This is a genomic window from Flavobacterium amylolyticum (assembly GCF_048284335.1).
Classification (GTDB): domain Bacteria; phylum Bacteroidota; class Bacteroidia; order Flavobacteriales; family Flavobacteriaceae; genus Flavobacterium.
The window spans coordinates 112186-136190 of record NZ_JBLVPG010000003.1 but is presented as its reverse complement, the minus strand read 5'-3'; the positions used below and the strand labels follow the sequence as shown (position 1 = coordinate 136190).

At 33.3% G+C, this 24005-nt stretch carries 22 protein-coding genes and 2 tRNA genes; 7 read left to right on the top strand and 17 right to left on the bottom strand.

Annotated features, from left to right (window positions below; translation table 11 throughout):
• Positions 1-38: 38 nt before the first annotated feature.
• Together ACNQF9_RS11485 and ACNQF9_RS11480 are read left to right on the top strand one after the other, a co-directional pair.
• Positions 39-908, top strand: a complete 870-nt coding sequence (locus ACNQF9_RS11485; RefSeq protein WP_417960681.1) for a rhomboid family intramembrane serine protease — start codon at positions 39-41, stop codon at positions 906-908.
• A 44-nt stretch (positions 909-952) separates the two neighbouring features.
• A complete protein-coding gene (locus ACNQF9_RS11480; protein ID WP_417960679.1) occupies positions 953-1999 on the top strand; it encodes an endonuclease/exonuclease/phosphatase family protein in 1047 nt (348 codons plus the stop codon).
• 12 nt (positions 2000-2011) lie between these two features.
• Here ACNQF9_RS11480 and ACNQF9_RS11475 read toward each other — a convergent pair whose 3' ends face one another.
• From ACNQF9_RS11475 to ACNQF9_RS11445, 7 genes are all read right to left on the bottom strand, one after another.
• Complete coding sequence (locus tag ACNQF9_RS11475) at positions 2012-2638, bottom strand: WbqC family protein (protein WP_417960677.1); 627 nt, start codon at positions 2636-2638, stop codon at positions 2012-2014.
• Positions 2639-2727: 89 nt separating this feature from the next.
• A complete protein-coding gene (gene lepB, locus ACNQF9_RS11470; RefSeq protein WP_417960675.1) occupies positions 2728-4281 on the bottom strand; it encodes a signal peptidase I in 1554 nt (517 codons plus the stop codon).
• Positions 4282-4356: 75 nt separating this feature from the next.
• Positions 4357-5088, bottom strand: a complete 732-nt coding sequence (gene dapB / locus ACNQF9_RS11465; RefSeq protein ID WP_417960673.1) for a 4-hydroxy-tetrahydrodipicolinate reductase — start codon at positions 5086-5088, stop codon at positions 4357-4359.
• Positions 5089-5092: 4 nt separating this feature from the next.
• Complete coding sequence (locus tag ACNQF9_RS11460; protein WP_417960671.1) at positions 5093-5293, bottom strand: hypothetical protein; 201 nt, start codon at positions 5291-5293, stop codon at positions 5093-5095.
• A 25-nt stretch (positions 5294-5318) separates the two neighbouring features.
• Positions 5319-5879, bottom strand: a complete 561-nt coding sequence (locus tag ACNQF9_RS11455) for a DUF5683 domain-containing protein (RefSeq protein WP_417960669.1) — start codon at positions 5877-5879, stop codon at positions 5319-5321.
• Entirely contained in the window at positions 5879-6778 is a 900-nt protein-coding gene (locus ACNQF9_RS11450) for a ParB/RepB/Spo0J family partition protein (protein ID WP_417990253.1), read from the bottom strand. The genes ACNQF9_RS11455 and ACNQF9_RS11450 overlap by 1 nt, the downstream gene beginning before the upstream one ends.
• 4 nt (positions 6779-6782) lie before the next feature.
• Positions 6783-7550, bottom strand: coding sequence for a ParA family protein (locus tag ACNQF9_RS11445; RefSeq protein ID WP_417990252.1), 768 nt, complete (start codon positions 7548-7550; stop codon positions 6783-6785).
• A 628-nt stretch (positions 7551-8178) separates the two neighbouring features.
• On the opposite strand from ACNQF9_RS11445, the gene ACNQF9_RS11440 reads away from it, so the two are divergent.
• Entirely contained in the window at positions 8179-8928 is a 750-nt protein-coding gene (locus tag ACNQF9_RS11440) for a 4-hydroxy-tetrahydrodipicolinate reductase (RefSeq protein ID WP_417960663.1), read from the top strand.
• An 87-nt stretch (positions 8929-9015) separates the two neighbouring features.
• Here ACNQF9_RS11440 and ACNQF9_RS11435 read toward each other — a convergent pair.
• A tRNA-Pro gene (locus ACNQF9_RS11435) sits at positions 9016-9090 on the bottom strand.
• A 159-nt stretch (positions 9091-9249) separates the two neighbouring features.
• On the opposite strand from ACNQF9_RS11435, the gene trxB reads away from it, so the two are divergent.
• The gene (trxB, locus tag ACNQF9_RS11430) at positions 9250-10197 is read left to right on the top strand and encodes a thioredoxin-disulfide reductase (RefSeq protein ID WP_417960661.1); all 948 of its coding nucleotides are present in this window, start codon (positions 9250-9252) and stop codon (positions 10195-10197) included.
• Between the two features lie 121 nt (positions 10198-10318).
• On the opposite strand, the gene ACNQF9_RS11425 is transcribed toward trxB, so the two are convergent.
• The 5 genes from ACNQF9_RS11425 to ACNQF9_RS11405 form a co-directional block, all read right to left on the bottom strand.
• Complete coding sequence (locus tag ACNQF9_RS11425; protein WP_417960659.1) at positions 10319-11152, bottom strand: GIN domain-containing protein; 834 nt, start codon at positions 11150-11152, stop codon at positions 10319-10321.
• Between the two features lie 85 nt (positions 11153-11237).
• A complete protein-coding gene (locus ACNQF9_RS11420) occupies positions 11238-11978 on the bottom strand; it encodes a head GIN domain-containing protein (protein WP_417990251.1) in 741 nt (246 codons plus the stop codon).
• A 2-nt stretch (positions 11979-11980) separates the two neighbouring features.
• The gene (locus ACNQF9_RS11415) at positions 11981-13714 is read right to left on the bottom strand and encodes a PspC domain-containing protein (RefSeq protein WP_417960655.1); all 1734 of its coding nucleotides are present in this window, start codon (positions 13712-13714) and stop codon (positions 11981-11983) included.
• A gap of 2 nt (positions 13715-13716) precedes the next feature.
• Positions 13717-14049: a PadR family transcriptional regulator gene (locus tag ACNQF9_RS11410; RefSeq protein ID WP_091205948.1), complete on the bottom strand. Its 333-nt coding sequence runs from the start codon at positions 14047-14049 to the stop codon at positions 13717-13719.
• 249 nt (positions 14050-14298) lie between these two features.
• On the bottom strand, positions 14299-14754 hold the full coding sequence (locus ACNQF9_RS11405; RefSeq protein WP_417960653.1) for a DUF4870 domain-containing protein: 456 nt from the start codon (positions 14752-14754) through the stop codon (positions 14299-14301).
• Positions 14755-14982: 228 nt separating this feature from the next.
• Here ACNQF9_RS11405 and ACNQF9_RS11400 point away from each other — a divergent pair, with 228 nt between their 5' ends.
• Positions 14983-15435 (top strand): DUF4442 domain-containing protein, encoded by a 453-nt coding sequence (locus tag ACNQF9_RS11400; RefSeq protein ID WP_417960651.1) that lies wholly within the window; start codon positions 14983-14985, stop codon positions 15433-15435.
• A 98-nt stretch (positions 15436-15533) separates the two neighbouring features.
• Here ACNQF9_RS11400 and ACNQF9_RS11395 read toward each other — a convergent pair whose 3' ends face one another.
• The 3 genes from ACNQF9_RS11395 to ACNQF9_RS11385 all read right to left on the bottom strand — a co-directional run bounded on the left by ACNQF9_RS11395 (position 15534) and on the right by ACNQF9_RS11385 (position 22007).
• Positions 15534-15767 (bottom strand): hypothetical protein, encoded by a 234-nt coding sequence (locus ACNQF9_RS11395; protein WP_417960649.1) that lies wholly within the window; start codon positions 15765-15767, stop codon positions 15534-15536.
• 125 nt (positions 15768-15892) lie between these two features.
• Positions 15893-20962, bottom strand: a complete 5070-nt coding sequence (locus ACNQF9_RS11390; RefSeq protein WP_417990250.1) for a LamG-like jellyroll fold domain-containing protein — start codon at positions 20960-20962, stop codon at positions 15893-15895.
• A 968-nt stretch (positions 20963-21930) separates the two neighbouring features.
• Positions 21931-22007: transfer RNA gene (locus tag ACNQF9_RS11385), tRNA-Met, on the bottom strand.
• 155 nt (positions 22008-22162) lie between these two features.
• Between ACNQF9_RS11385 and ACNQF9_RS11380 the strand changes: the two genes are divergently transcribed.
• Entirely contained in the window at positions 22163-22555 is a 393-nt protein-coding gene (locus tag ACNQF9_RS11380; RefSeq protein WP_417960645.1) for an START-like domain-containing protein, read from the top strand.
• 53 nt (positions 22556-22608) lie between these two features.
• A complete protein-coding gene (locus tag ACNQF9_RS11375) occupies positions 22609-23448 on the top strand; it encodes an aminotransferase class IV (protein WP_417990249.1) in 840 nt (279 codons plus the stop codon).
• Here the strand turns inward: ACNQF9_RS11375 and ACNQF9_RS11370 are convergent.
• On the bottom strand, positions 23445-24005 hold the full coding sequence (locus ACNQF9_RS11370; protein WP_417960642.1) for a YqgE/AlgH family protein: 561 nt from the start codon (positions 24003-24005) through the stop codon (positions 23445-23447). The two genes, ACNQF9_RS11375 and ACNQF9_RS11370, sit on opposite strands and share 4 nt — an antisense overlap.

Sequence of the window (24005 nt, the reverse complement as noted above, 5' to 3'; positions counted from 1 at the left end):
TTGTAGCCAAATTACAGATTTTAAATTATAATTAAAGTATGAATATAATTGATGACGTGAAAGTACAATACAAGATCGGAGGCATCGTGACTCAGCTAATCTTTTGGAATGTAGCTTTATTTGTTCTTCCATGGTTATTTTTTGCACTTTTATCCGTGTTGGGTGTCAACATTGATTACATTCATTATGTGAGTTTGTCATCTAATCCGGCACATTTGCTTTGGAAACCGTGGTCATTGCTTTCATATGCTTTTTTTCATGGTGGAATTATGCATATTATTTTTAATATGATTGTTCTGAACTTTTCAGGCAGGTTGTTTATGACATTTTTTACCGCTAAGCAATTGTTAGGTTTGTACATATTGAGTGCCATTTTTGCAGGAATTAGTTATATGCTGGTATTTTATGTTTTAAATATTAGTGCTCCAATTGTGGGCGCATCTGCAGCGATTATGGCTATTTTAGTTGCAACTACTACCTATTATCCTCTAATGGATCTTCGATTACTGATTATTGGAAATGTCAAGTTATGGCATATAACTTCCGTAATTATTATTATTGATTTAATGCAACTGCGTTCCGAAAATATGGGCGGGCATATTTCTCATCTTGCTGGAGCTTTATTCGGTTTTATTTTTATTAAATTGCTTAAAAACGGAACTGATTTAAGTATTATAATTTCTCGAATTTTTGATTTTTTTGTTAATCTATTCAAAAAAAATAAAACAACACCATTTAGAAAAATACACAAAAATTATAGTAAACCAGTTGAAAAAACGACGTCTCGAATAATTGCAAAAGACAAATCACAACAACAAATTGATGAAATTTTAGATAAAATTAGTCAGTCCGGTTATGATAGCCTTACGAAAGAAGAAAAAGAATTTTTATTTAAAGTAGGTAAGTAAGTTGAGAATCAGTTTGTGTTTTGTCAAAATCAAAAATGTATAAAATGAAAAATCTTTCATGGTTTAATAAAGGGATGTTTTTTTTTAATATACTCCTTACTTTTTTAACTTTTATTGCTTATGTTTTGCCTTTCTTGGCGCCAAAGTCATTTCCTTTCTTATCAGTTTTGACACTTTTCATGCCGCTTTTCTTTGTTTTTAATGCCTTGTTTTTTTTATATTGGACACTACAGTTCAAAAAACAACTAATGGTTTCGGGTTTGGTGTTATTAATAGGAATTACATTTATAAATAAATTTTATAAGTTTTCGTCTCCTAAGTTTTCTAAAGAAGAGAAAGATTTTACCGTAATGAGTTATAATGTACGTTTGTTAAATGTATTTAAATGGATCGATAGAGATGATGTGCCTTCAGATATTCTCGATTTTGTTAACGAAAAAAATCCAGATATACTGTGTATGCAAGAGTATTCTTCTTCAGCTAATATTGATTTAAAGATATATCCGCATCGGTATATTTTTACTGATGGAAACCAAATTAAAACCGGTCAGGCAATTTTTTCTAAATTTCCAATCATTAATCAAGGAAATATTATTTTTCCTAATTCCAGTAATAATGTAGTTTTTGCAGATATAAAGAAAGGGAAAGATATTATCAGAGTGTACAATATGCATTTGCAGTCTATAAAAATCTCTCCCGATGTTAATGAGATAGATGAAAATATCGATGCTATCAATCAGCAGAAATCACAAATGCTTTTCATCAGAATTAGTAAAGCTTTTAAGCAACAACAGCAACAAGCGGAGCTGTTTAAAGAGCATAAAATGAAATGTACTTATCCGATCATAATTTGTGGGGATATGAACAACAGTGCGTTTTCCTATGTGTATAGAAGTATTAAAGGGAATATGAAAGATAGTTTTGAAGAGGCCGGTACTGGTTTTGGAGAAACCTATAAATTTAGGTATTATCCTGCTCGAATTGATTACATTTTTGCGGATGAAAAAATGACGGTTAAAAAATTCGAACATTTTTCCAGTTTTGTAAACTCCGATCATTTTCCTATCATGGCAAGATTGGCTTACGAGTAAAAATCGATTGTTTTATACGAGAATCAATTTTTGTGCTCGCAGGTAATCTAATGCATATTTACCTTCATTAAACAACACATCCAGAACGCTAAGATTATTGATAAAACCATGTTTATCATCAAAAACCTGGATGTAATTTTCAAATTTAGAAAGATCTTTTTTTCCGTTTACCAGATTTCTGAAGTCGGAGGTCGCAGTTGGTTCTATTTCATGAAAATATTCGGTGGTAGTTTTGTAATCGATTTTCATTCGAAGACATTTCGATAAAATTGTTAATGCTTCAAAATTTAGGTCCAACAAAAAGGTGTATTTTTTTTCAAAAATTGGTCGTATATCGTCTTCGAAAAACTCAAAAAAAGGAGAGCTTCTATAAGCAGCTTCCAGTGATTTGAAATGTTGTTTTTGCCAGTCAAATTCGGTTTCAATTCTAATGTTTTTCGTTTTCTGATGGCTTTCTTTTGAATGTTTTACCGGAATATTTAATAGTTGAATCCCATTGGGACTGTAAATATAAGCACGATTGCGATTGGTTTGTTTTTGGAAATTATCTTCTATTTCAAAGGTAATACTATCTGCCTGTGCCATAGCTGCGAAATGGCTTATCGATGGAAAATAAGTGGGATGGAGGAGAATGTTCATATTGTCTAAAGTTTTTAAAGTCATAAAGGCCAAAGTCATAAAGCTGGATTAAATAGCAACTTTATGACTTTAGACCTTGAAACTTTTGACTAATTTTTTGCCTCTTTTCTTTTTTTCCAAAAATATTCTCCAACGAAGAAAATTACTAGTCCAAGAAGAAATAATTTGAAATACGATTGAGGTTGACCTTCTCCACTAACTGTGGTGAAAACTCTGTTCCATCTTACTTTATTTATTCCTTTGCCATTTGGATCAATACTCAACCATATAAAAATAGGTTTTCCTACGATATGATTTTCAGGAACAAATCCCCAATAACGACTGTCTTCAGAGTTGTGACGGTTGTCACCCATCATCCAATAATAGTTTTGCTTGAAAGTGTAAGTAACTGCAACCTTACCATTTATTCTAATTTCTGAACCGTTTACTTTTAAATCATTATTTTCATAATCAGTAATAATTGCTTTGTAAAACGGTAATGTTTCTGTAGTTAAACCAACCGTTTTTCCTTGTTCTGGAATGTAAATGGGACCGTAATTATCCCGGTTCCATTTGTTGATGTGTGGGAAGACCCCGTTGTCAGTATCTCTGGAAATTTGTCTGATAACAGCAGTAATACCTGGTGTGTTTTTTAATCGTTCCGCTCCTGCTTCGGTTAAGGCACTCATGAAAATCGTATCTCTTTTTGTCTGATCCATAAAGCCAGCAGGATCAGTTATATCTAGATCTTTAAATAAAGATTCAAAATCGATAGGAGTTTTTTCATCTACAGCTACTTTATATGAAAATTGCGGTTTGGCACGCTCTGGTAATTGCAACAATTTACCATTTATATACACAATGCCGTCTTTTATAGATAAATTATCTCCAGGAATCCCAACGCATCTTTTTACGTAATTCGATTTTTTGTCCACGGGTTTATAAGCACGTCTTTTTGAAGTATCGAAAAATTTATAAACGGTATCTACCGGCCAGTTAAAAACGACTATGTCTGTGCGATCTATATTTTGAATTCCGGGTAATCGCATATAAGGCAATTGTGGCCAGATCAGATATGATTTGCTTTTTGTCAAAGGAATAGAGTCATGGACCATTGGCAATGCTATAGTGGTCATGGGTACTCGGGCTCCATAATTCATTTTGCTTACAAATAAAAAGTCACCTACCAACAATGATTTTTCTAATGAAGAAGTAGGAATAGTATATGGCTGAATTAAATAGGTATGCACTATTGTAGCTACAACAACTGCAAAAAGTAACGAACTAATAGTATCTGCCGTTTTGCTGTTAGGGCTTAAACTTCTATCCGCTATATAATTTAGTTTTTGGGTATAATTAACGTAATAAATGTAAAACCCAAGGGTTATTAGTACTAAAAAAGTATCTAATCTAGATCGCTGTCCAAAACTTCGCAATGTTTCTACCCAGATGACCGGAAAGATAATCAAATTGATAATTGGAATAAACAATAGTATAGTCCACCACGTAGGACGACCTATTATTTTCATCAAAACAATTGCGTTATAAACGGGAACAGCAGCTTCCCAGCGTTTTCTGCCGGCACTTTCATATAATTTCCAGGTTCCTAAAAAGTGAACTAGTTGTAAAAGCAGAAAGAATATAAACCATTGGTATGTAGACATAATATGTTTATTTGTTGATCAGTTATTTGTTTAGTAGGAATTAGAAAGTGGCATGATTTCTATAAATCTATTTGTTTAATTTGAAAGTTCTAATACATCTTTCATTGTAAAAATCCCTCGTTTTCCAGCAATCCATTCTGCAGCAATGATAGCGCCAAGGGCAAAACCTTCCCGGTTGTGTGCAGTATGTTTAATTTCTATAGCATCTACAGATGAATTATACGTTACGCTATGTGTACCAGGAACAGTTCCAATTCTTTTGGCTTCAATGTGAATTTGCGTAGTTAATTTAGAATCGCTCGTGTGGTGAGCTTCCGGTTTTTCTAGTGTCCAGTTGGTGTACGAACTGTTTTCTATAATACCTCTTGCCAATGAAATGGCAGTACCACTAGGAGCATCGAGTTTTTGAGTATGATGAATTTCTTCCATTTCTACTTTGTAACTGTCAAATTTTGACATGATTTTCGCCAAATATTCATTGACTTCAAAGAATATATTTACACCTAAACTAAAGTTAGAACTGGAGATTAATGCTCCTTTTTTTTCATTGCAAAGAGCCACCACTTCATCATAATAGTCCAACCATCCTGTTGTTCCAGAAATTACGGGTACATTGGCATGGAAACAACTTGAAATATTACTGACAGCAGCAGTTGGAACACTGAAATCTATTGCGACATCAGCTGTTGAAAGGCCCTCAAAAGTGTTATTTTTATCTTTTCTCAAAACGATTTCATGACCTCTTTCTAGTGCAATTTTTTCAATTACCTGACCCATTTTACCGTATCCTAAAAGCGCAATTTTCATTTGTTTATTTTTTTAATTTTGAATAATTAACAATTCCTGCCAGCAAAAGACCTATTAAAATTCCAGCAATGAATCCAGAAAAAAAATTATTCATTCGAATAGGATCCAGCACTTTAATTGCGGAATAATTTACTAAAGTGACTAACAACAAAACGGTCGTGATGATAAAAAAATATTTCTTCCCAATCTTATTAAGTAATGACATAATGAGCTGTTTTTTATTTAAGCTTCTAGAAACTATAATTAAATGTTAGTCCTACATTCGTCTTTAATGTTACATCGTTTGGATAAAGAACCGGTCTTACCGATAAGTTTTCATCTACATTAAATTGGATTAATGCTGCATCTACATTTGCATCTAGTATATTTAATGCATAAAAAGCAAGTGTAACCAAAGCGGATAAATCACGATTGCGTTGGTAGAATTTTTGTCCAGCGATTAATCGATTGTTATCGAGAAATGCTAAGTCATCTGTAACATAACCTTCTAACCGACTTTTATAAGCATCTCTGTATTGATTGTATTTCCTGTTGTTATCAATATAAAAATAAATGCTAGTTCCTAATGCTCCGTATACGAGGGGTATTTTCCAGTATTTTTTATTGTAAGCCTGACCTAAACCTGGTAATACAGCCGAATAAAAAGCGGCTTTTGCCGGAGTCAGAGGATCTATATCATTTGATTTCAAAGTGTCTTTGGCGATTAACACCGCAGCTGTTTCTGCTTGTGCAAAAACAGTTGTGTTGCTTACCATAAAAAGGAATAGCCCGATGAAAAGGATTTTAGTCACTATTCGTTTATTAATTTAACAATTCTGTTGAAATCTTCTTCTGAGTGAAATGGAATTGTAATTTTTCCTTTACCATTTCCAGCTACTTTTACATCAACTTTAGTCCCAAAATAATTTGTAAAGGTGTTTTTTTGAGAATCGGCAATTTCAAATGAAGTTGTTTTTGGTTTTCCTGCAGGTTTTGGTTTTAAACTTTCCTGATAATTTTTGACTAGCGCTTCGGTATCGCGTACGGATAGATTTTGACTTACAATTTTCTGATAGATATCCGTTTGTATTTCCTGGTCTTCAATATTGATTATGGCGCGACCATGCCCCATACTGATGAAGCCATCACGAATTCCAGTTTGGATTATCGGATCTAATTTCAGAAGTCGCAAGTAATTAGCAATCGTAGAGCGTTTTTTTCCTACACGTTCGCTCATTTGCTCCTGAGTCAATTGAATTTCATCAATTAAACGTTGGTAGGAAAGTGCAATCTCAATTGGATCTAAATCATGGCGTTGGATATTTTCCACCAAAGCCATAACTAAGGATTCATTGTCATTTGCAATGCGTATGTAAGCAGGAACTGTCTTCAATCCAACAAGAGTGGATGCACGAAGGCGGCGCTCACCTGAGATTAATTGGTATTTATTAAAATCTAATTTACGGACAGTAATAGGTTGAATTACCCCTAATTCTTTGATAGAAGTTGCTAATTCTCTCAATGATTCTTCATTGAAATTGCTCCTGGGCTGAAATGGATTTATTTCGATTGCCTCAATTTCAAGCTCAATAATATTTCCTACAACTTTATCGGCATTTTTATCAGCAACGGATTTTATGTCGTTTTCCGGATCTTTTAATAATGCAGATAATCCTCTTCCTAATGCTTGTTTTTTAAGTGCTTTTGCCATAAAACTATTTACTGTTTTTCTTTATAACTTCTTGAGCTAGATGCAAGTAATTGGTAGCTCCTTTGCTTGTTGCATCGTAATTTATGATGCTTTCGCCAAAACTTGGCGCTTCACTCAATTTTACATTTCTCTGAATAATAGTTTCAAAAACCATGTCGTTAAAATGTTTCTGAACCTCTTCCACCACTTGGTTTGATAGACGTAAACGGGAATCAAACATGGTCAATAATAATCCTTCGATGTCTAAATCTGGATTGTGAATTTTTTGGATGCTTTTTATAGTATTTAGCAGCTTCCCCAAGCCTTCCAGTGCAAAATATTCACATTGAATAGGAATAATGACTGAGTCAGCAGCGGTCAATGCATTTAAGGTAAGTAATCCGAGTGATGGGGCACAATCAATTATAATATAATCATACTCATCTTTGACACTTTCCAGTGCTTTTTTAAGCATATACTCCCTGTTTTCTTTATCGACTAACTCGATTTCAATAGCAACAAGATCAATATGCGATGGAATTACGTCCACATTTATGGCCGAACATTTTATTATAGCTTCTTTTGGGGTATTGCTATGTTCTAGAATTTGATATGTTCCTATTTCAACAGATTCAACATCAATTCCCAATCCTGATGATGCATTTGCTTGTGGATCAGCATCAATAAGCAACACTTTCTTTTCTAAAACTCCTAATGAAGCGGCAAGATTAACTGATGTTGTAGTCTTTCCTACTCCTCCTTTTTGATTAGCAATCGCGATGATTTTGCCCATTTATTTTTCTAAATTTTGAACCGTAAAAATACAATTATTTATGGTTTCTAAAAATCTATTTTGTTAACATTCGTTAAAGCTTGATTCCTTGCCTTTTGACAGATTTTCATTTTAACACCGGTATGCTTTTCTTTAACCCTTTTTACAATTCGTTTCATTCTCAGTATTTCAGGTATTGAACACAATCTTTTTCTTTAGTCTATAAATTGATTTGCTTTTGATAACCTGTGCATCAAGAAAAAACAGACTAGCGAGTCTATAATTAACTGTAAGGTAAGCTGATAGAGCGTAAGATTATGGGTTGTATTTTACTGATGCGATCAAAGAGATAGAATAAAGGTATCCTGTAGGCTTTAACTAAACTGAAATCGTTATGTTTACATAAGTAAGTGTTAAAGACACAAAAATTGAGGCCTTAGTTATAAAAGTCAGATTTATTTTCTTTTTTCAAGTGTTACTTCCAAGGGGAATGCTCATCGGTAAAAAGGAGTTTGCGGGTTAATTTCAACAATGAGATTTTATGAAATAAATATTCCAAATTTATCAATAATATTTAAAACAGAGTTCTTTATTAAATATCTGTAGAATCAATTTTTTTAGTAATTAATTTGACAAAATAGTGAGCAAGATGAAAATTGGATTAGTAGGATTTGGAAAAACAGGTAGAGCCGTAGCTTCGGTAATACTTCAAAATAAAGAATTTTCTCTGGAATGGGTGTTGCGTAAAAGTACACTTTTAGAACACCGATCTGTGGCTGAATTCTTAGGTCTGGATGCTAAGGAGGCTGGTTTAATTTATTCGACTTCCAGTATTTCTATGAAAGAACTTTTAGATACACATCCGGTAGATCTTATAATTGATTTTTCTTCAGAACAAGGCATATACACCTATGGATTATTAGCTGCTGAGCGAGAGATTAAAATTCTTTCAGCTATCTCGCATTATAAACCTGAAGAAATAAAGGTACTTCATGAACTGGCACAAAAAACCACTGTTTTTTGGTCTCCAAATATTACTTTAGGGGTTAATTTTTTACTTTTTGCCGCTAAATTTTTAAAAAAAATAGCCCCTTGGGTAGATATTGAAATCAATGAAGAGCATTTTAAACTAAAAGAAGGGACTTCAGGAACTGCAATTAAAATTGCCGAGGCTTTAGATGTTGAGAAAGAAAATATAAATTCAGTCCGGGCAGGGGGAATTGTGGGAAAACACGAAATAATTTTTGGATTTCCATTTCAAACCGTTCGACTCATTCATGAATCTATCTCTAGAGAAGCATTTGGTAGTGGTGTTATTTTTGTTGCTGAAAATTTAAAAAACAAGAATAAAGGATTTTTTACTTTTGAAGATATTTTACAACCTTACTTTACAGCTTAGGTGTTTAAGATTCGCATTCAGGCTTTTTAAAGGTGCGATTACAAAACGTTTTATACAAAAAAGCTGAACTTTACAGTTCAGCTTTTGTCGGGGTGGCAGGATTCGAACCTGCGGCCTCCTGCTCCCAAAGCAGGCGCGATAACCGAGCTACGCTACACCCCGTTATTCTGGTGCAAAGATAGAATTATTTTTTATTTGAGCAAATCAAAAATAGAAATAGGAGAATATTATTTCGAGATAGGTAAAAATGATGTTTTTTTAGTCAAAATTTTTATTAAAAAACTACATTTGCACTATCAAAAAAATATAACAAATCGTACTATGTCTGATACTATCGAAAAAATTAAATGTCTTATTATCGGTTCTGGTCCAGCAGGGTATACTGCAGCAATTTATGCCGCCAGAGCAAATATGAATCCTGTTTTATACCAAGGAATGCAACCAGGAGGCCAGCTGACTACAACTAATGAAGTAGAAAATTGGCCTGGAAATCCTGAAGGGATAACTGGTCCAGAAATGATGGTGGGGTTGCAAGCGCAAGCACAACGTTTTGGTACTGATGTACGTGATGGTTGGGCTACCAAGGTTGATTTTTCAGGTGATATACATAAAGTTTGGATTAATGGTACCAAAGAATTGCATTGCGAAACCGTAATTATTTCGACGGGAGCAACTGCTAAATATTTAGGATTGCCATCAGAGCAACACTATTTAAAAATGGGTGGTGGCGTTTCAGCATGTGCCGTTTGTGATGGTTTTTTCTATAGAAATCAAGAAGTTGTAATCGTGGGAGCCGGAGATTCGGCTTGTGAAGAGGCACATTACCTGTCTAAACTTTGTAAGAAAGTAACGATGTTGGTTCGTAGTGAAAAATTCAGAGCTTCAAAAATCATGGAGGAACGCGTTCGTAAAACAGAGAATATTACGATATTAATGAATCACGATACCGTAGAAGTTTTAGGAGATGAACAAGTGGTAACAGGCGTAAAAGCTTTAAATAAAACCACCAATGAAGTTTTTAATATCGAAGCCACTGGTTTCTTTGTGGCAATTGGTCACAAACCCAATACAGATATTTTCAAAGACTACATCACATTAAATGAAACAGGATATATCATCAATACTCCCGGAACTTCAAAAACAAATGTTGATGGCGTTTTCGTAGCTGGTGATGCAGCGGATCATGTCTATCGTCAAGCAATTACTGCTGCGGGAACTGGTTGTATGGCTGCACTTGATGCAGAACGATATTTAGCGGCTAAAGAATAATCAAATTCTGGAAGTTTCAATATATAAAAGTCCTAATTTGCGAAAATTAGGACTTTTTCAGTAGGAGTATTTGAAGTCTACTTTTATTTTTTGGTTCTCACTTCCATTTGAAGAGGATCTTCTATTTCAATTTTTTAATCAATTTTGCTTCATCGGCAAATTTTCGTATTTCTATTTTTGGGGAACCTAGAAGTTGGATTTCAGATCTCTCACCCGCATCAATAATTACCGCTGTTTCGGTAAATAAACTACACTTTGTATCACTTTCGGTTGTTATATCAGCATTTTTTGTGGTAAACTTACTTCCGATAAATGAGGCATTGTTGTCCAGCCGAATTATAGTATTAGCAGCATTCCCTTCAAGATTAGCATTCGATTTTTGGTACATATCCACTTTCAAATCAATAGTGGTTATTAATGCCTTAAGAGATGAATTTTCACTTAACTCGATAGTGGTGTTTTCGGATTTTAGATTGAGTTCTATTTTCGATTTTTCGTCAGCTTGTAGTAAGAAATTCGTCGTATTTACATTCAAAAATAATTGAGAAGTATCATGGGCTTTAACTGTAATAGTATTCAATAAAAGTTCCTGTATTGCAGTAACAGTTGATTCATTTTTTGCAGTAATTAGATTTAAATCATTGGTGTATGTTACCCTTACTACCATTTTTTTATAATTGATGGCTTGTTTAGTGGTATAAATGCGCAATATATGATCGCTTAAATCCAAAGAAACAATACTTTGCAGGTTTTCATCCGTTTCAATTTTTAGTTCTGCTTTTTCTCCTCTTTCTAAATGTACCTCGATATTGTCTTCAACTAGTAATGCCGCAAAATTTCCAATTTCTCTTTGCTCAACAGTGACTGTTTTTGATCCTTTTATTTTTTCTTTTTTCTGTGCCAAGAGTACTGTGGTTGATAAAAAGAATAGGAGTATAAAAGTATATTTTTTCATAATGATTTGGATTAGAGTCTTTACAAATATAAAAAAATCATCCACTTATGATGGATGATTTTTTAAATTTCAAAAAAAATGTTTCTTATTCTCGATTGATACTTCCTCCAGAATTAGTGTTTTTCTGAATTGTTTTTGGCTGTATATCGTAATTAATGTTTCCTCCGCTCGATGCCTTTGCAATTAAACTAACAATAGGATGAACATTTATGGTAGCTCCACTAGAAACATCTGCAGTTACTTCATTGGCCAATAAATACTCTGCTTTGATTTCACTTCCGCTTGATGCACTAGTTTTAATCTGTAATGCTTTTCCATTGACAGTGATACTGCTACCGCTGCTACTATCACAGGTAATGTTATCGGACTCAATATTAATGTCCATCGAGGCAGCACTCGATGTATTTAGTTTGATATGTTCCCCTTTTAATATATTGTTGCTTGTAATTGTTGAACCGCTTGTAGCTTCTAATTCATGAATAACAGGCATTTTTACGGTTACTTTTTTTGATTTCATGTTGGTAAACGAATTTTTATCACAAGAAATTATAAGAGTTCCATTTTTAACTGTGGTACTGATGTGTTTTTGTAAATTATCATCAGCTTCAACCACTATTTCAGTTTTATCTGATTGCTCAATAACAAGATCTATGGCATTATTGACTTCTATACTTTTGAAATCGCCGTCAACAACGCGTCTCTCCGTGGTTACATTGCCGCTTCCTTCTATTGAATTTAAATTAATAGAATGGTTGCATGATGCTAACAACAAAGCGGTTAATACAACCAGAATAAATTTAGTAATTAATGTGATGATTTTTAACATGATTAATTCGTTTTAATGATTATCCCGTCTTTATTTATTTTTAATCCTTTATTCCTCCCATTTGATTTTACAGAGTCTTTCTGAATAGAGACTCCATCGTTATTAATAGTAACAGTTACATCAGTACTATCGTTTAGGGTGTCGCTATTTACATCATTATATTCGTTTTCATCAGCGGGACAATTTAAACATTTTATTTGAGAATCTTCAACTTTGTAAATGTAATTATCTGAACTGTAGTGTAAATTGAAGTATTCGTCATCTGATCGGTCGTAGTTTTGTACACTTGAATCAGCTTTTAGTAACAATCCTTCTGGTGCAAATAATGTTATTTCTATTTCTTGATCTCTATATTTATTTTTTAAATCGCTCAGTAAATAATTATCTAAAATTAGTTGATTGCCCTTTATTGTATAACTGTATTTAATTTGTTCTGCTCTTCGTTTGGCTTCAGATAACGATTTTCCTTTTGCTTCTTTTTCAATTTGAATGTAAGGTAGTTTCTCATCCGTCTTTTCTATTCTAAAACTAACTTGATTGGAATAAATAACATCATTTCCAGTAGAATCCTGAGTTACCATAAAATCATTACGATCTTCAACATTTTTAGCAAAATAATCATTGTGTTTAAATTTGATAAAAAGAGTGTCATTTGGATTCAAACTAATAGTTTCTTTTTTAACCACTCTTCCATCTACAGCAAATGCACTGGCTTGTTTTATTCCTATTGCAATTGCTAATGAAACGGCAATTAGCCAAAGTGCAAAAAGTGTATATTTTGCAATATTTCCAATAGATTTCATATTAGGAGCTAAAAGTTTAAAACCTAATAATGCTAGAAAAAAGAATGGGATGCCAACGGCAAAGAACATTAAAAGTCCAAAAGCCCATATTGGATAATCTGTAAAATTCCCTGCTTCTATAAAACCTTGCCATGGAAAATCAATAAAAGCACCTGAACCTAGGGTGAAAATTCCAATTAAAAGGAAAAATAGTACAGTTACTCCCCCAAGTATTAAAAGTACTCCTAAGAACTTTGCAAAAATCTTGAAAATTGTCATGATAAAGTCTCCAAAAGAACTTCCGATTTTTCCTGCACCTGTTTTTATTTGGGCACCATATTTATCATAATCGGCATTTTTTATCTTATCCGAAACATTTTCAAATTCCTCCCGTACTTTTTTTTCAATATTGGAGATCGTAACCGGTTCTCCGGTCATTTCTAATTTCTCAGTAGTCGTTATGGCTTCTGGAGTTACAATCCAAAGAATGATATAGGCTACTATTCCTGTTCCAAATCCAGCAAAAACTAATAAAATAAGTACAATTCTGATCCATACGGCATCAATCCCAAAGTAATGACCCAAGCCTGATGAAACACCACCAATCATTCCTTTTTCTTTATCACGGTATAATTTTTTTGTTCTTCTGGTTGTGTTGCTGCTGTAGGTATTTGTTCCTTTGAACTCATCTTCAATGATGTAATCTTCTGGTTGTCCCATTACTGCAATCACTTCATCTACATCTTTCAAACCAATAACATATTTATCCGTTTTTTGCTTTTCGTTCAACAATTCTGAAACACGCATTTCGATATCTTTTATGATCTCATCATGTCCAGATGAATTGGATAAAGAACGTTTTATAGCGTCAAAATAGCGTGTCAATTTTTGGTATGCATCCTCATCTATGTGAAAGAACATTCCGCCTAGGTTTATATTTACAGTTTTGTTCATGACTATTGTTTTTGGTTGGTTATTAGGTTTACGGCATCCGACAATTCTGTCCAAGTACCATTTAATTCATTTAAAAAAGTTTGTCCAATTTCTGTCAGGCCGTAATATTTTCTTGGTGGTCCTGAAGTTGATTCTTCCCAACGGTAGTTGAGTAATCCATCATTTTTTAAGCGCGTTAGCAGTGGATAAATGGTTCCTTCTACAACTAATAATTTTGCGTTTTTCAATGTGTCTAATATTTCCGATGTATAGGCATCTTTTTCTTTTAAAACGGATAAGATGCAAAACTCGAGAACACCTTTACGCATCTGGGCTTTTGTGTTTTCAATGTTCATAATTTCTTTTTTTTGATTTTGTGTTGATTAAACTGTTCATTTTTTGATTGATGATGATTGTTGATGAATCCTTTTTGAGCAAGAATACAATCGCTCTCTACTAGGCATTTTTTTTGGAGCTTATTCCTGCTTTCCATTTCAATCTTTTTATTTTTAAAGAAAAAATAAAAAAGGATTTCTATTGTAATCAGGGCTATTGGGGTCGCTCTATTTAGTACTGTTGTTGTCTCTAATGTAGTATTGCTGTTGTTATTTTATAAAAGGAATCGTAATCGGATACGTGTATTTTTCTCCGTTTGATGTTTTGATAGAAGCATAAATAATCAAAAAGAATTCAGCCACTTTCAAAAGCCCAAAAATTAACACACTAATTATTCCAACGGTTAATACTCCAATATTGTCCCCAAAATTAAAATTTGAAAATGTGAATTCATGATCATTTACGAGTGTCTCAAAGGGAATGTTTTTAAACACAGAAATGATAAAGGAAGGAATTGCAATCATTAGTAATATTAGAGAGTACAGTAATAAACTTAATTGAAAATTCAGTACTTGTTTTCCGTGGTGATCCACAAATTCTGATTCTTCTTTTTTAGAAGTCCAAAGAATTATTGGAAAAATATAATTTCCAAAAGGGATAAAATATTGAGTTAATGTACTCAAATGGGTAAAAGTAGCGATGTTTTTTTCAGTAGTTGTTTCCATGATTAAAAGTATATAGTAATTTCTTATGCAAATATATATCTAAAAGACAGTATCTTGTTACGCATAGTACCAAATATTAACACAATATTAACAAATTAATTTTATATGTATGCATACTATTTTTTTGTATTTTAGCAAAAAACCTAAGGTTAATGAACCAACAAGGTTTTAAAATCCCAATAATAATGAAGGATAACGCCGCTATTTTCCTTTAAAAATCAGCTACTTATGAAACTTACCGTATCTAAGCTTAACAAATTTTTATTTTTCAAATTACCTTCGGCATTTATCTGTGGTGTACGTGTTAAAACCATAGATGAAAACAAATGTGTGGTAGCTGTAAAACACCGTTGGATCAACCAAAATCCATTTAATTCTATGTACTTTGCTGTTCAAGCAATGGCAGCAGAGCTTTCTACAGGAGCCTTGGTAATGTTTCAAATTCAAAGTAGTGGAAGAAAAATCTCTATGTTGGTGGCGAACAATAAAGGAAATTTTACTAAAAAAGCGACTGGCATAATTACGTTTACCTGTAATGACGGCCATTTAATAGAAAAGGCAATTCACGAAACCATTACCACTGGCGCAGGACAAACATTTTGGATGAAATCAATAGGGATAGATGAAAAAGGAATACAAGTTTCCGAAATGGACTTTGAATGGAGTGTGAGGGTCAAATAAAAGTACCCTATATTTTCTATCTAATATAGGTACAAATAGAAAACGCCTCTAAATTTAGAGACGTTTTGTGGTATATATTTAAATAAAAATGGTTTAAATTAACATTTTTTCCCACTTGCTTTAGCCATAGTGGCGTCACATTTTTTTCCTTCACCCTTGTATTTTGCTTTGCATTTTTCAAGTTCTGCTGCACTCATTCCTTTTGAATTGGAGTCTTTTTTGGCACAACAAACTTCTTTTGTTGTTTTTTCTTTAGCGACAGTTTTCACTTCTTGGGCACTAAGATTTACGCTAAGGAATGCAAATGCTACAAATGTTAGTATTCTTCTCATTTTATAAATTTTAATATTGGTTTCTTTTTAATTGTGATATCATTCAAATATAAATAATATTTTCACTCCATTTCATTATTTATAGCACTATTTAATTGTATTTAATTATTTTTAGGAATAAAGGATTATTTAATAATTATTTTTTTGCTGAGAACTCCAGTCGAGGTTTTTAGTTTTACTATATATACTCCAGAACTCATTTTTTTGAGGGGAAGTTGAATGTCCTGTTGGTCTTGATTTTTTAAATCCCAACTGGCTACAGCTTGTCCAAGAATATTGAATAAAGTAATTTCCTGAAGTGTCGTATCTACTATTTTGTTGTTAATCATTAGCGCATCCCTATTTTGCGAATGCAGAATTATAATGTCGTTACCACTATTGATTTTTTCACTTACTCCTAGTGTTTTATCTTTGAAACGCAATGAAAAACGGGTATGAAACTCTCCTTTTGGAATATTAATTTCAAAAATTTGATTCCTGATATTATGATATATTTTAGTTTCGTCATCATATATAAAAATGGGTTGATTGGATTCAAAATTTTCTAAATCGTCAATTAAAAATTTCACTAGTCCTTCACGATCTGTTTTTATGCCAATAGGGTAGGAGGATTCCAGATCAAAATATCCTTCGCCTTGTATTACCAACTGATCAGATCCGTTTAAGAAATACATATCATTTGGGTAATTATCCAGAATAAAACCGTCATAGCCGTAATCAACTGCGCTGGTGGCCTTTTCTTGCATAAATGCCAACAAAACTTGTCGATGGAAATTAGTGCTAGAATTGAAGCCCAAACGAATTCTTTTTAAGGTGTCTTTTTGTACGAGATCACTGTTATTAGTATTCCATGTGTTTTTGTCTTTGCCTTTAGGTTTAATTTTGAAAAGAGTATTTGATGTTGCATCAGTTTCTCTCTGAAATGCACGTTGACTATTTTTAAAAATAACTGTTCCGCCACCACCTGTTTTTCCATACACAAAGAAACCCTGTCCTACTGGAATATGTTGCTTTGGAATTTTATTGCTTAATCCTACACCACTAATCATTCCAGGGACAACAGGCGGTAATCCACCAGATAAATTAAGCACAGCATACCCTCCCAAATATTCTTTTAAAACATGTGAATTGTTGTTTGAGGAATGCTCCCAGAAATAGATGGTCCCGTCTAGACCATTATCCTGAATTCTATCAACGGAGTTAAGGTTATCATTTATAAAAGCATATGCATCTATTGCTGATGGATATGGATTTCCGGTGAGTAATAATTGATCAGCGCTTACCGTATTAGTGAGTATAGTTCCATTATTTGGTTTCCCTATGAAGGTGTAATTTTGAGTTCCAGAGAGCGCTCCGCTTCCTTTTAAGGTAAACCCTTGACCTACCCGTAATGCACTTGTTTCATTTATTTGAATCCAATTTGCGTAAGCGCTGGCATTATTATCAAATTTATAAAGCCAATAGCGCGCCATGCTCACGGGACTTGTTGGTGCACCGTTGTATCCACTAACCCAAGTTATACTTGCTGGGGTTGCAGGATTAGTCCCATCTCTAAATACCCCATTTACGGTATAATTAGTGTTATTGGCTACAGTATTGATAGGACTTACCGGTGCACTCCAATAATTGTAATTGTACAAGTTGGATTGCCCTTGTTGATCTCTTTCTATATAACCCGCACTGGTTACATCTAAATCACTTTCAGTAGTTTGCACTAATTGCGCCATTCCTGTTAGATCTATAATACCATCTAATTTTAGATACCAGTCATTTTGTAATTTGGTATTGTTATTCATTACGATTTTTTTCCCGGAATCTACCACCATGCCCAAATCAATGTTATTGGCCGTTTCGGTAATATCATGTTGCACCTTTACAATAGACCAGTCATTCTCCATGGTGTCATTTCCTCGGATTTCTTTTGAAGGGCTATTGACTGCTGTTGCAAAACTACCAGTTCGTTCCGTTAAAAAAGGCAATGGAGCTTGTTGAAGATAAATGTTTTTATGATTGTAGATTTTTGTTCCGCTGACATCAATTGTAGGAGTCGTCAAATCATCAATGATATCATCTTTATAGTTGTCCATTCTGTAATAACGAAGCAGATTGGCAAAAGGCAAGGAAGCAGGAGATGTCGCAATGTTTTTAGGAACTATTGTGCCTCCAACTTCTGATCCAGTATCCTGAATTTCCTGATAAACCATTCTTTGCAACTGAGAATCAGTTAGGGCAACATTAAAAACACGTATTTCATCTATTTTGCCTTTAAAATATTTAGTATTTGCAACTGGATTTTTTCCTAAAGTTAGAACTGAAGGATCTGATGCGATGGTTCCGCTTGTTGCTTGTGTGGCCACTAAAGTTCCGTTTAAATACAGTTTCAAATTAGAGCCATCATACACAGTACCTACATTATACCATTGGGAAGTATTGAGCGCTGTAGCAAAAGTTACAGTAGCACCATTTACAACCGCTTCCAGTTTTTTAGCAGCGGTGACGCGGATTTGAAATTTATCCTGGCCCACAATAACTCCTTCTGTTGAAAAAGCAGCATTCAAATTGATCCATGCCATTAAGGAAGCATTGGTCAAACCACCCAGAATTGAAGTGCTTTGGCCATAATCATTTCGGCCGTCAAAATCAAGAAGTAATTTGGTGTGTAAATCCCTTGGAGAGCCAAAATAAGCAGTATTAGTATCAAAAGCATCTAAAATTCCATCTTTATCGATATCAGTTGTCCCGTCAATAATACCATCGTTATTAGTATCTAAAGTTTTATAATCATAAATTAATAGAGTATTGGCGATATCAAATGTCAGATCGTTGGATTTTACATCAATATAATTAGGAATTCCATCATTATCGGTGTCCAAAATATAATTTAAGAAAGGAGCAATTGTACTTCCCTGACCTAAATTTCCGTATTGATTGACTCCTGTGCCAAAATCAAAAATGTCTAATATTCCATCACCAAAGAGTTCATTACTTCCATTCCCATCGGTATCTTTAATTCTAAAAGTTTCCGTATCTAATCCATTTCCGGTTCCATCCCCATTTATATCCCCATCCCCGTTGACAAAACCTGTAATAGCATTTGAATTTCCTGCTCCCGATTCATCTACATCAAAAATGCTATCATTATCACTGTCTAAATCCAAATAATTGGGAGTTCCATCACCATCAGAATCAAGAGCAGTTAAAGCAGCATTTGATTCGGCATTATCATGTAGTCCATTACCGTTGGCATCAACCCAAGCCACATCTATTTTGCCTTTGCCATTACTCAAATTTCCTAAACCTACTTCAATAACATCTTCAATACCATCATTATCAGCATCTAAATCAAATAAATCAGCAACGCCATCATAGTCTAAATCACACAGAGTTTGTGAAATTAGAATGTCATCTAGCGCAAGGTCATTACCACTGCCACCTGGCGCATTATTTTTGAAACGAATGGTAAAAGCATTTACATTTCCTAAATTAACACTAGTAGAGAATTGTTTCCATACTCCTTGACTGCAACTATTGTCAGTAATACTTCCTGAACATCTACCTATATCTCCTGTGTTGAAAGAGGTCAGAAAATTGTTTGATAAATCATAAAATTCAACTGTGACATTGGGTAAAATAGTGTTGGGAAAAGTGGATGGCGCCAGTATATTTAATACCCAAAAACTATACGTTATTGGCAAGTTTGATAAAACGCCTGTTATAGTGGTTTCATAGAATACACCTGGTGTAAAGCTGGCATTAAAAACTGCCATTCTTCCGTTAGTATCTCCGGTAGTATGATCTTCTCCATTGTACCATGCTAAATCACCATGAATGTTATCAGGATCGCTTGCTGTTGTTCCAGTTATCTTACTAACAACACAATATTCCCCATCATCCAATATTTTTGAGGATTGTGAAGGACATTCAGCAGTATTAGTACCCACAATTCCATCTTCATAACAATAGGTAGTTGTTGCATTATAGGCAGCAGTAAAGTTTGACGTTCTACCTCCTGTGCCAAAGGTTTCGTTTAGAAATTTATAATTGACTTTATTAGCACTTATAGATTTGCAATTTAGTTCTTCAGTATCATCTTTAATCCCGTCATTATCATCATCTATATCTACATTATCTAAAATACCATCTCCATCACTATCAAAAAACGTTTCGATTCCCCCCCCTTGAATGGTAAACGTATACGGATTCTCATTAGAATCAGTATTTGAAATAGAGATAACAGCTGTTTTTGTACCAATTGTCGAAGGATTGAATGTAACTATAAAGTTTAGGCTACTTATGCCAACGATTGTTGCTGGAAAACTTGGAGCTGTAGTAATTGTAAAATCGCTACCTGTTACAGAAACTGAATTTATAATTAAATTACTGGATCCAATATTTTGAATGGTATATGTTTTATAGATTGTTCCTGCATTAGTATCTACTGATCCAAAATAAGTATCGTCCAAAATGGAAGGAATTGTACTTCCATTCAAAATTGAGGTATTGTTTCCTAGTAAATTAATTTCCTGAGGACCCCAGGTAATTTTTAATTGGCCATTGGAACCATTTCCACCACTTGAAGTTCCATCTGAGGTGCGGTAAGCACCTCCACCTCCACCTCCGGGTGAAAGTCCCACACTTCCTATACCGCTAGATACTGATTTAGCATCTCCACCTTTTCCGCCACCATTTGGAGCAATCGCACCAGATGCGTTTGTAGCGTTGTTGCCAGCAAGAAAAATACCTGCAGAGGAACCACCACCGCCACCAGATTTGCCGGTAACGCCATCAGCTCCTTTTCCTCCTACTAAAAGTGTACCTATTGATCCTGTTCCACCACCATTAACTCCATTACTAATATTATCAGCCACACTATTTCCTCCTTTCGCTATAATGGTAGTTGTATTTAAAAACCAAGAATCACTACTTATTGGAGTTGTTTGTGCGGCACTTCCTGAACCAACTTGTAAATTGTAAGTAGATCCAGCTACTACGGTTATCGTTTTTTTTACATACGCACCGCCACCGCCGCCGCCGCTAGTACCTGTAGTTGATCTACTTCCTCCTTTTCCTCCACCGCCCCAAGTTTCTACTTGTAAGGTTGTTATTCCTGCAGGAACAGTAAAAGTTGTTGTTCCAGGTGTTGTAAATGTTTGTGATTGTGAAAATCCTAAAAAAGGGATGAATATGAAAAACAATGTGCTACATAGCTTTTTAATTAGGAGAGTAGTTTTCTTCATAATTTATTCACTGTATATAATTATGGTTGGGATTTGTCTTTTAAAGTACGAAAGCATGTCAAAAAAATATTTTTCGTAGTTTAAATATATGTTTATTATTTTGATTTATCAGCTTAAGTGCATATAAAATAGATAAAATACATATATTTTTAAATAATGTAAGTTTTATTTTAATTTTTTTAAATAATTATTTATAGGAATCAGTTGTGCTAAATTAAATTATGATGAATATGTATTAATAGTTATTGCTATAATTGGATGGATTAAATACGTTAGATTTAAATTATTTTATACCATTGTAAAAGTGGTTTTTTGTATTTTTAATAAGTGGAACTATTTACTAGTAATACAGATAACTTTTTTTGGGATTAATATAGGAGATGTAATGGTCAGTCATATATACCTGTTTTTTATTAAAAAGAATATGTATTTAGTGCTTTTTTCTTATAAAAGGTGTAATCTTTACAAGAGATAGTCCTAAAAAATTAGTTCGAAAGGATTCTTTGGTTGAATTTTAAATTCAACACTTTTTTTGCTAAAAACTAAAAAAGCCTGAAATTGGATAGTGGGGAATTTTAATAAATATTCTGATAAAATGTATTTTTTTAATTTAGGTAAGACGAGGATAATGTTTGCGTTATAATAGATTTGATTTTTAATTTTTTGATTAAAAACTAAAGGAATGAAAATGCGATTTTCTCCTTGTTTAATAATGAAAACAGCATGTTTTTGTTATAAATGCATAACTGCGATCACTAGTATCTATTAGTTGTATTATATCAAATTTAGAAAGAGGCACTAAAAATTTCAATCTTTGGAACTTAATAAGGCATTCCTTTTGGTCACTACTAGGGTTGAAGTCTGAATAATTGGTCGAATTTTAAACATAAAAAAACCCTAACATATTGATGTTAGGGTTTTTGCTTTGGTAGCGAGACCGAGATTTGAACTCGGGACCTCAGGGTTATGAATCCTGCGCTCTAACCGACTGAGCTATCTCGCCATAAATAGGAATCTTTAACTATCCCTGAATGCGGGTGCAAATATAAAAATAATATTACAGCTTACAAGTATATTTTTAATAAAAAAAAATATTTTTAAAAACGCTTTTTTTTTGTAGTTATATTCTATATATTTCCGAAAAATTAAATGTAGCTCATGGATCAAAAAGTACGTTACGAAATCGAATTCCCTATCAATTCATCGCCTCAATTGTTGTATCAATATATATCGACTCCATCAGGTTTATCTGAGTGGTTTGCTGACAATGTAAATTCAAGAGGTGAATTTTTTACTTTTATTTGGAATGACTCCGAAGAAAAAGCTAGATTAGCTTCTAAGAAAACAGGAGAAAAAGTAAAATTTAAATGGGTAGATGGAAATAATAAAGATACGGAGTACTTTTTTGAATTGCATATTTTAGTCGATGAGCTTACCAAAGATGTCTCTTTAATGGTAGTCGATTTTGCAGATAAAGACGAGGTGGATGAAGCCACACTATTGTGGGAAAATCAAATTTCGGATCTGAAACATCTTATAGGTTCTGTGTAGAAAATCATATTTTATAACTTATATTTGCCCTGAATAAAATTTAGGGCTTTTTTATGATTAATTTTAATGGGACTATTGTGTCTGAGGATGGCAATATATTGTCACAAAACCGTGCTTTTTTGTTTGGTGATGGAGTTTTTGAAACAGTTAAAATAATAAACGATAAAATTCTTTTTCTGGAAGATCATTATTTTAGATTAATGTCTTCCATGCGCGTGGTAAGAATGGAAATACCCATGAATTTCACAATGGAATACCTGGAGGAACAAATACTTTCTTTAGTAACAAAAAAGGGAATATCTAATTCCTCTCGAGCCAGAATTACAGTGTATAGGAATGATGGAGGTTATTATTTACCACAAAAAAATACGGTATCTTTTTTGATTCATGCTGTAGCGCTTGAAAACTCCTTTTATTCCATCGAAAAAAAGGAGTATGAAGTAGATTTATATAAAGATTTTTATATTACTAAACAATTGCTTTCCTCCATCAAAACGACTAATAAAATCATTAATATAACAGGAAGTATTTTTGCAAGTGAAAACAGCTTAGACAATTGTTTATTGTTAAATGACAGTAAGAATGTGGTTGAAGCATTGCAAGGAAATATCTTTCTGGTTTTGGGAAATAAATTGATTACACCGCCAGTTTCTGAAGGATGTCTTAATGGGGTTATGAGGAAACAGATTTTAAATCTTGCTAAAAACATAGAAAATTTAGAAGTTGCTGAGGAAGTAATCTCTCCTTTTGAACTTCAAAAAGCAGATGAATTATTTGTAACAAATGTTATTAAAGGAATTCAGCCAATCACTCAATATCGCAAAAAAACATTCGCAACGAACATATCCTTACAACTGTTAGAGAAGCTCAATGAAATGATAAAGATTGCTTAGTTCAAGTATGGATTTTCTGGTGCATTTGACCAAATCAAGTATTCGCCACCTAATTCCATAATTTGTTCTTTCCAAAAATGAGTTGCTGATTTTCCTATTATTTTATTCTCATAGCTATTTGCAGTAATAATCCAAGAGTGGCTTTTCATTTCGCTTTCTAGTTGATTTTCATGCCAGCCAGTGTATCCCAAAAAGAATCGAATGTTGTCTTTGCTTATCTCTCCTTTATTAATGAGTTCTTTAGTAGATTCAAAATCACCACCCCAATAAATTCCATTCGATATCTCAATACTATTGGGAATCAGTTCTGGAATATTGTGAATAAAATATAGATTGTCTTGTTCTACTGGCCCTCCATTATAGATTTTAAACCGCGCATCAATATCAGGTATCAAATCGTGAATGGTATATTTCAAAGGTTTATTAATTATAAAACCAACGGATCCCTCTTCGGTATAGTCAGCTAGTAAAATTACCGATCTATTGAATGATAAATCCCCAATTATCGTAGGCTCTGCAATAAGCAAATATCCTTTTTTTAATTTATCTGTTATCAT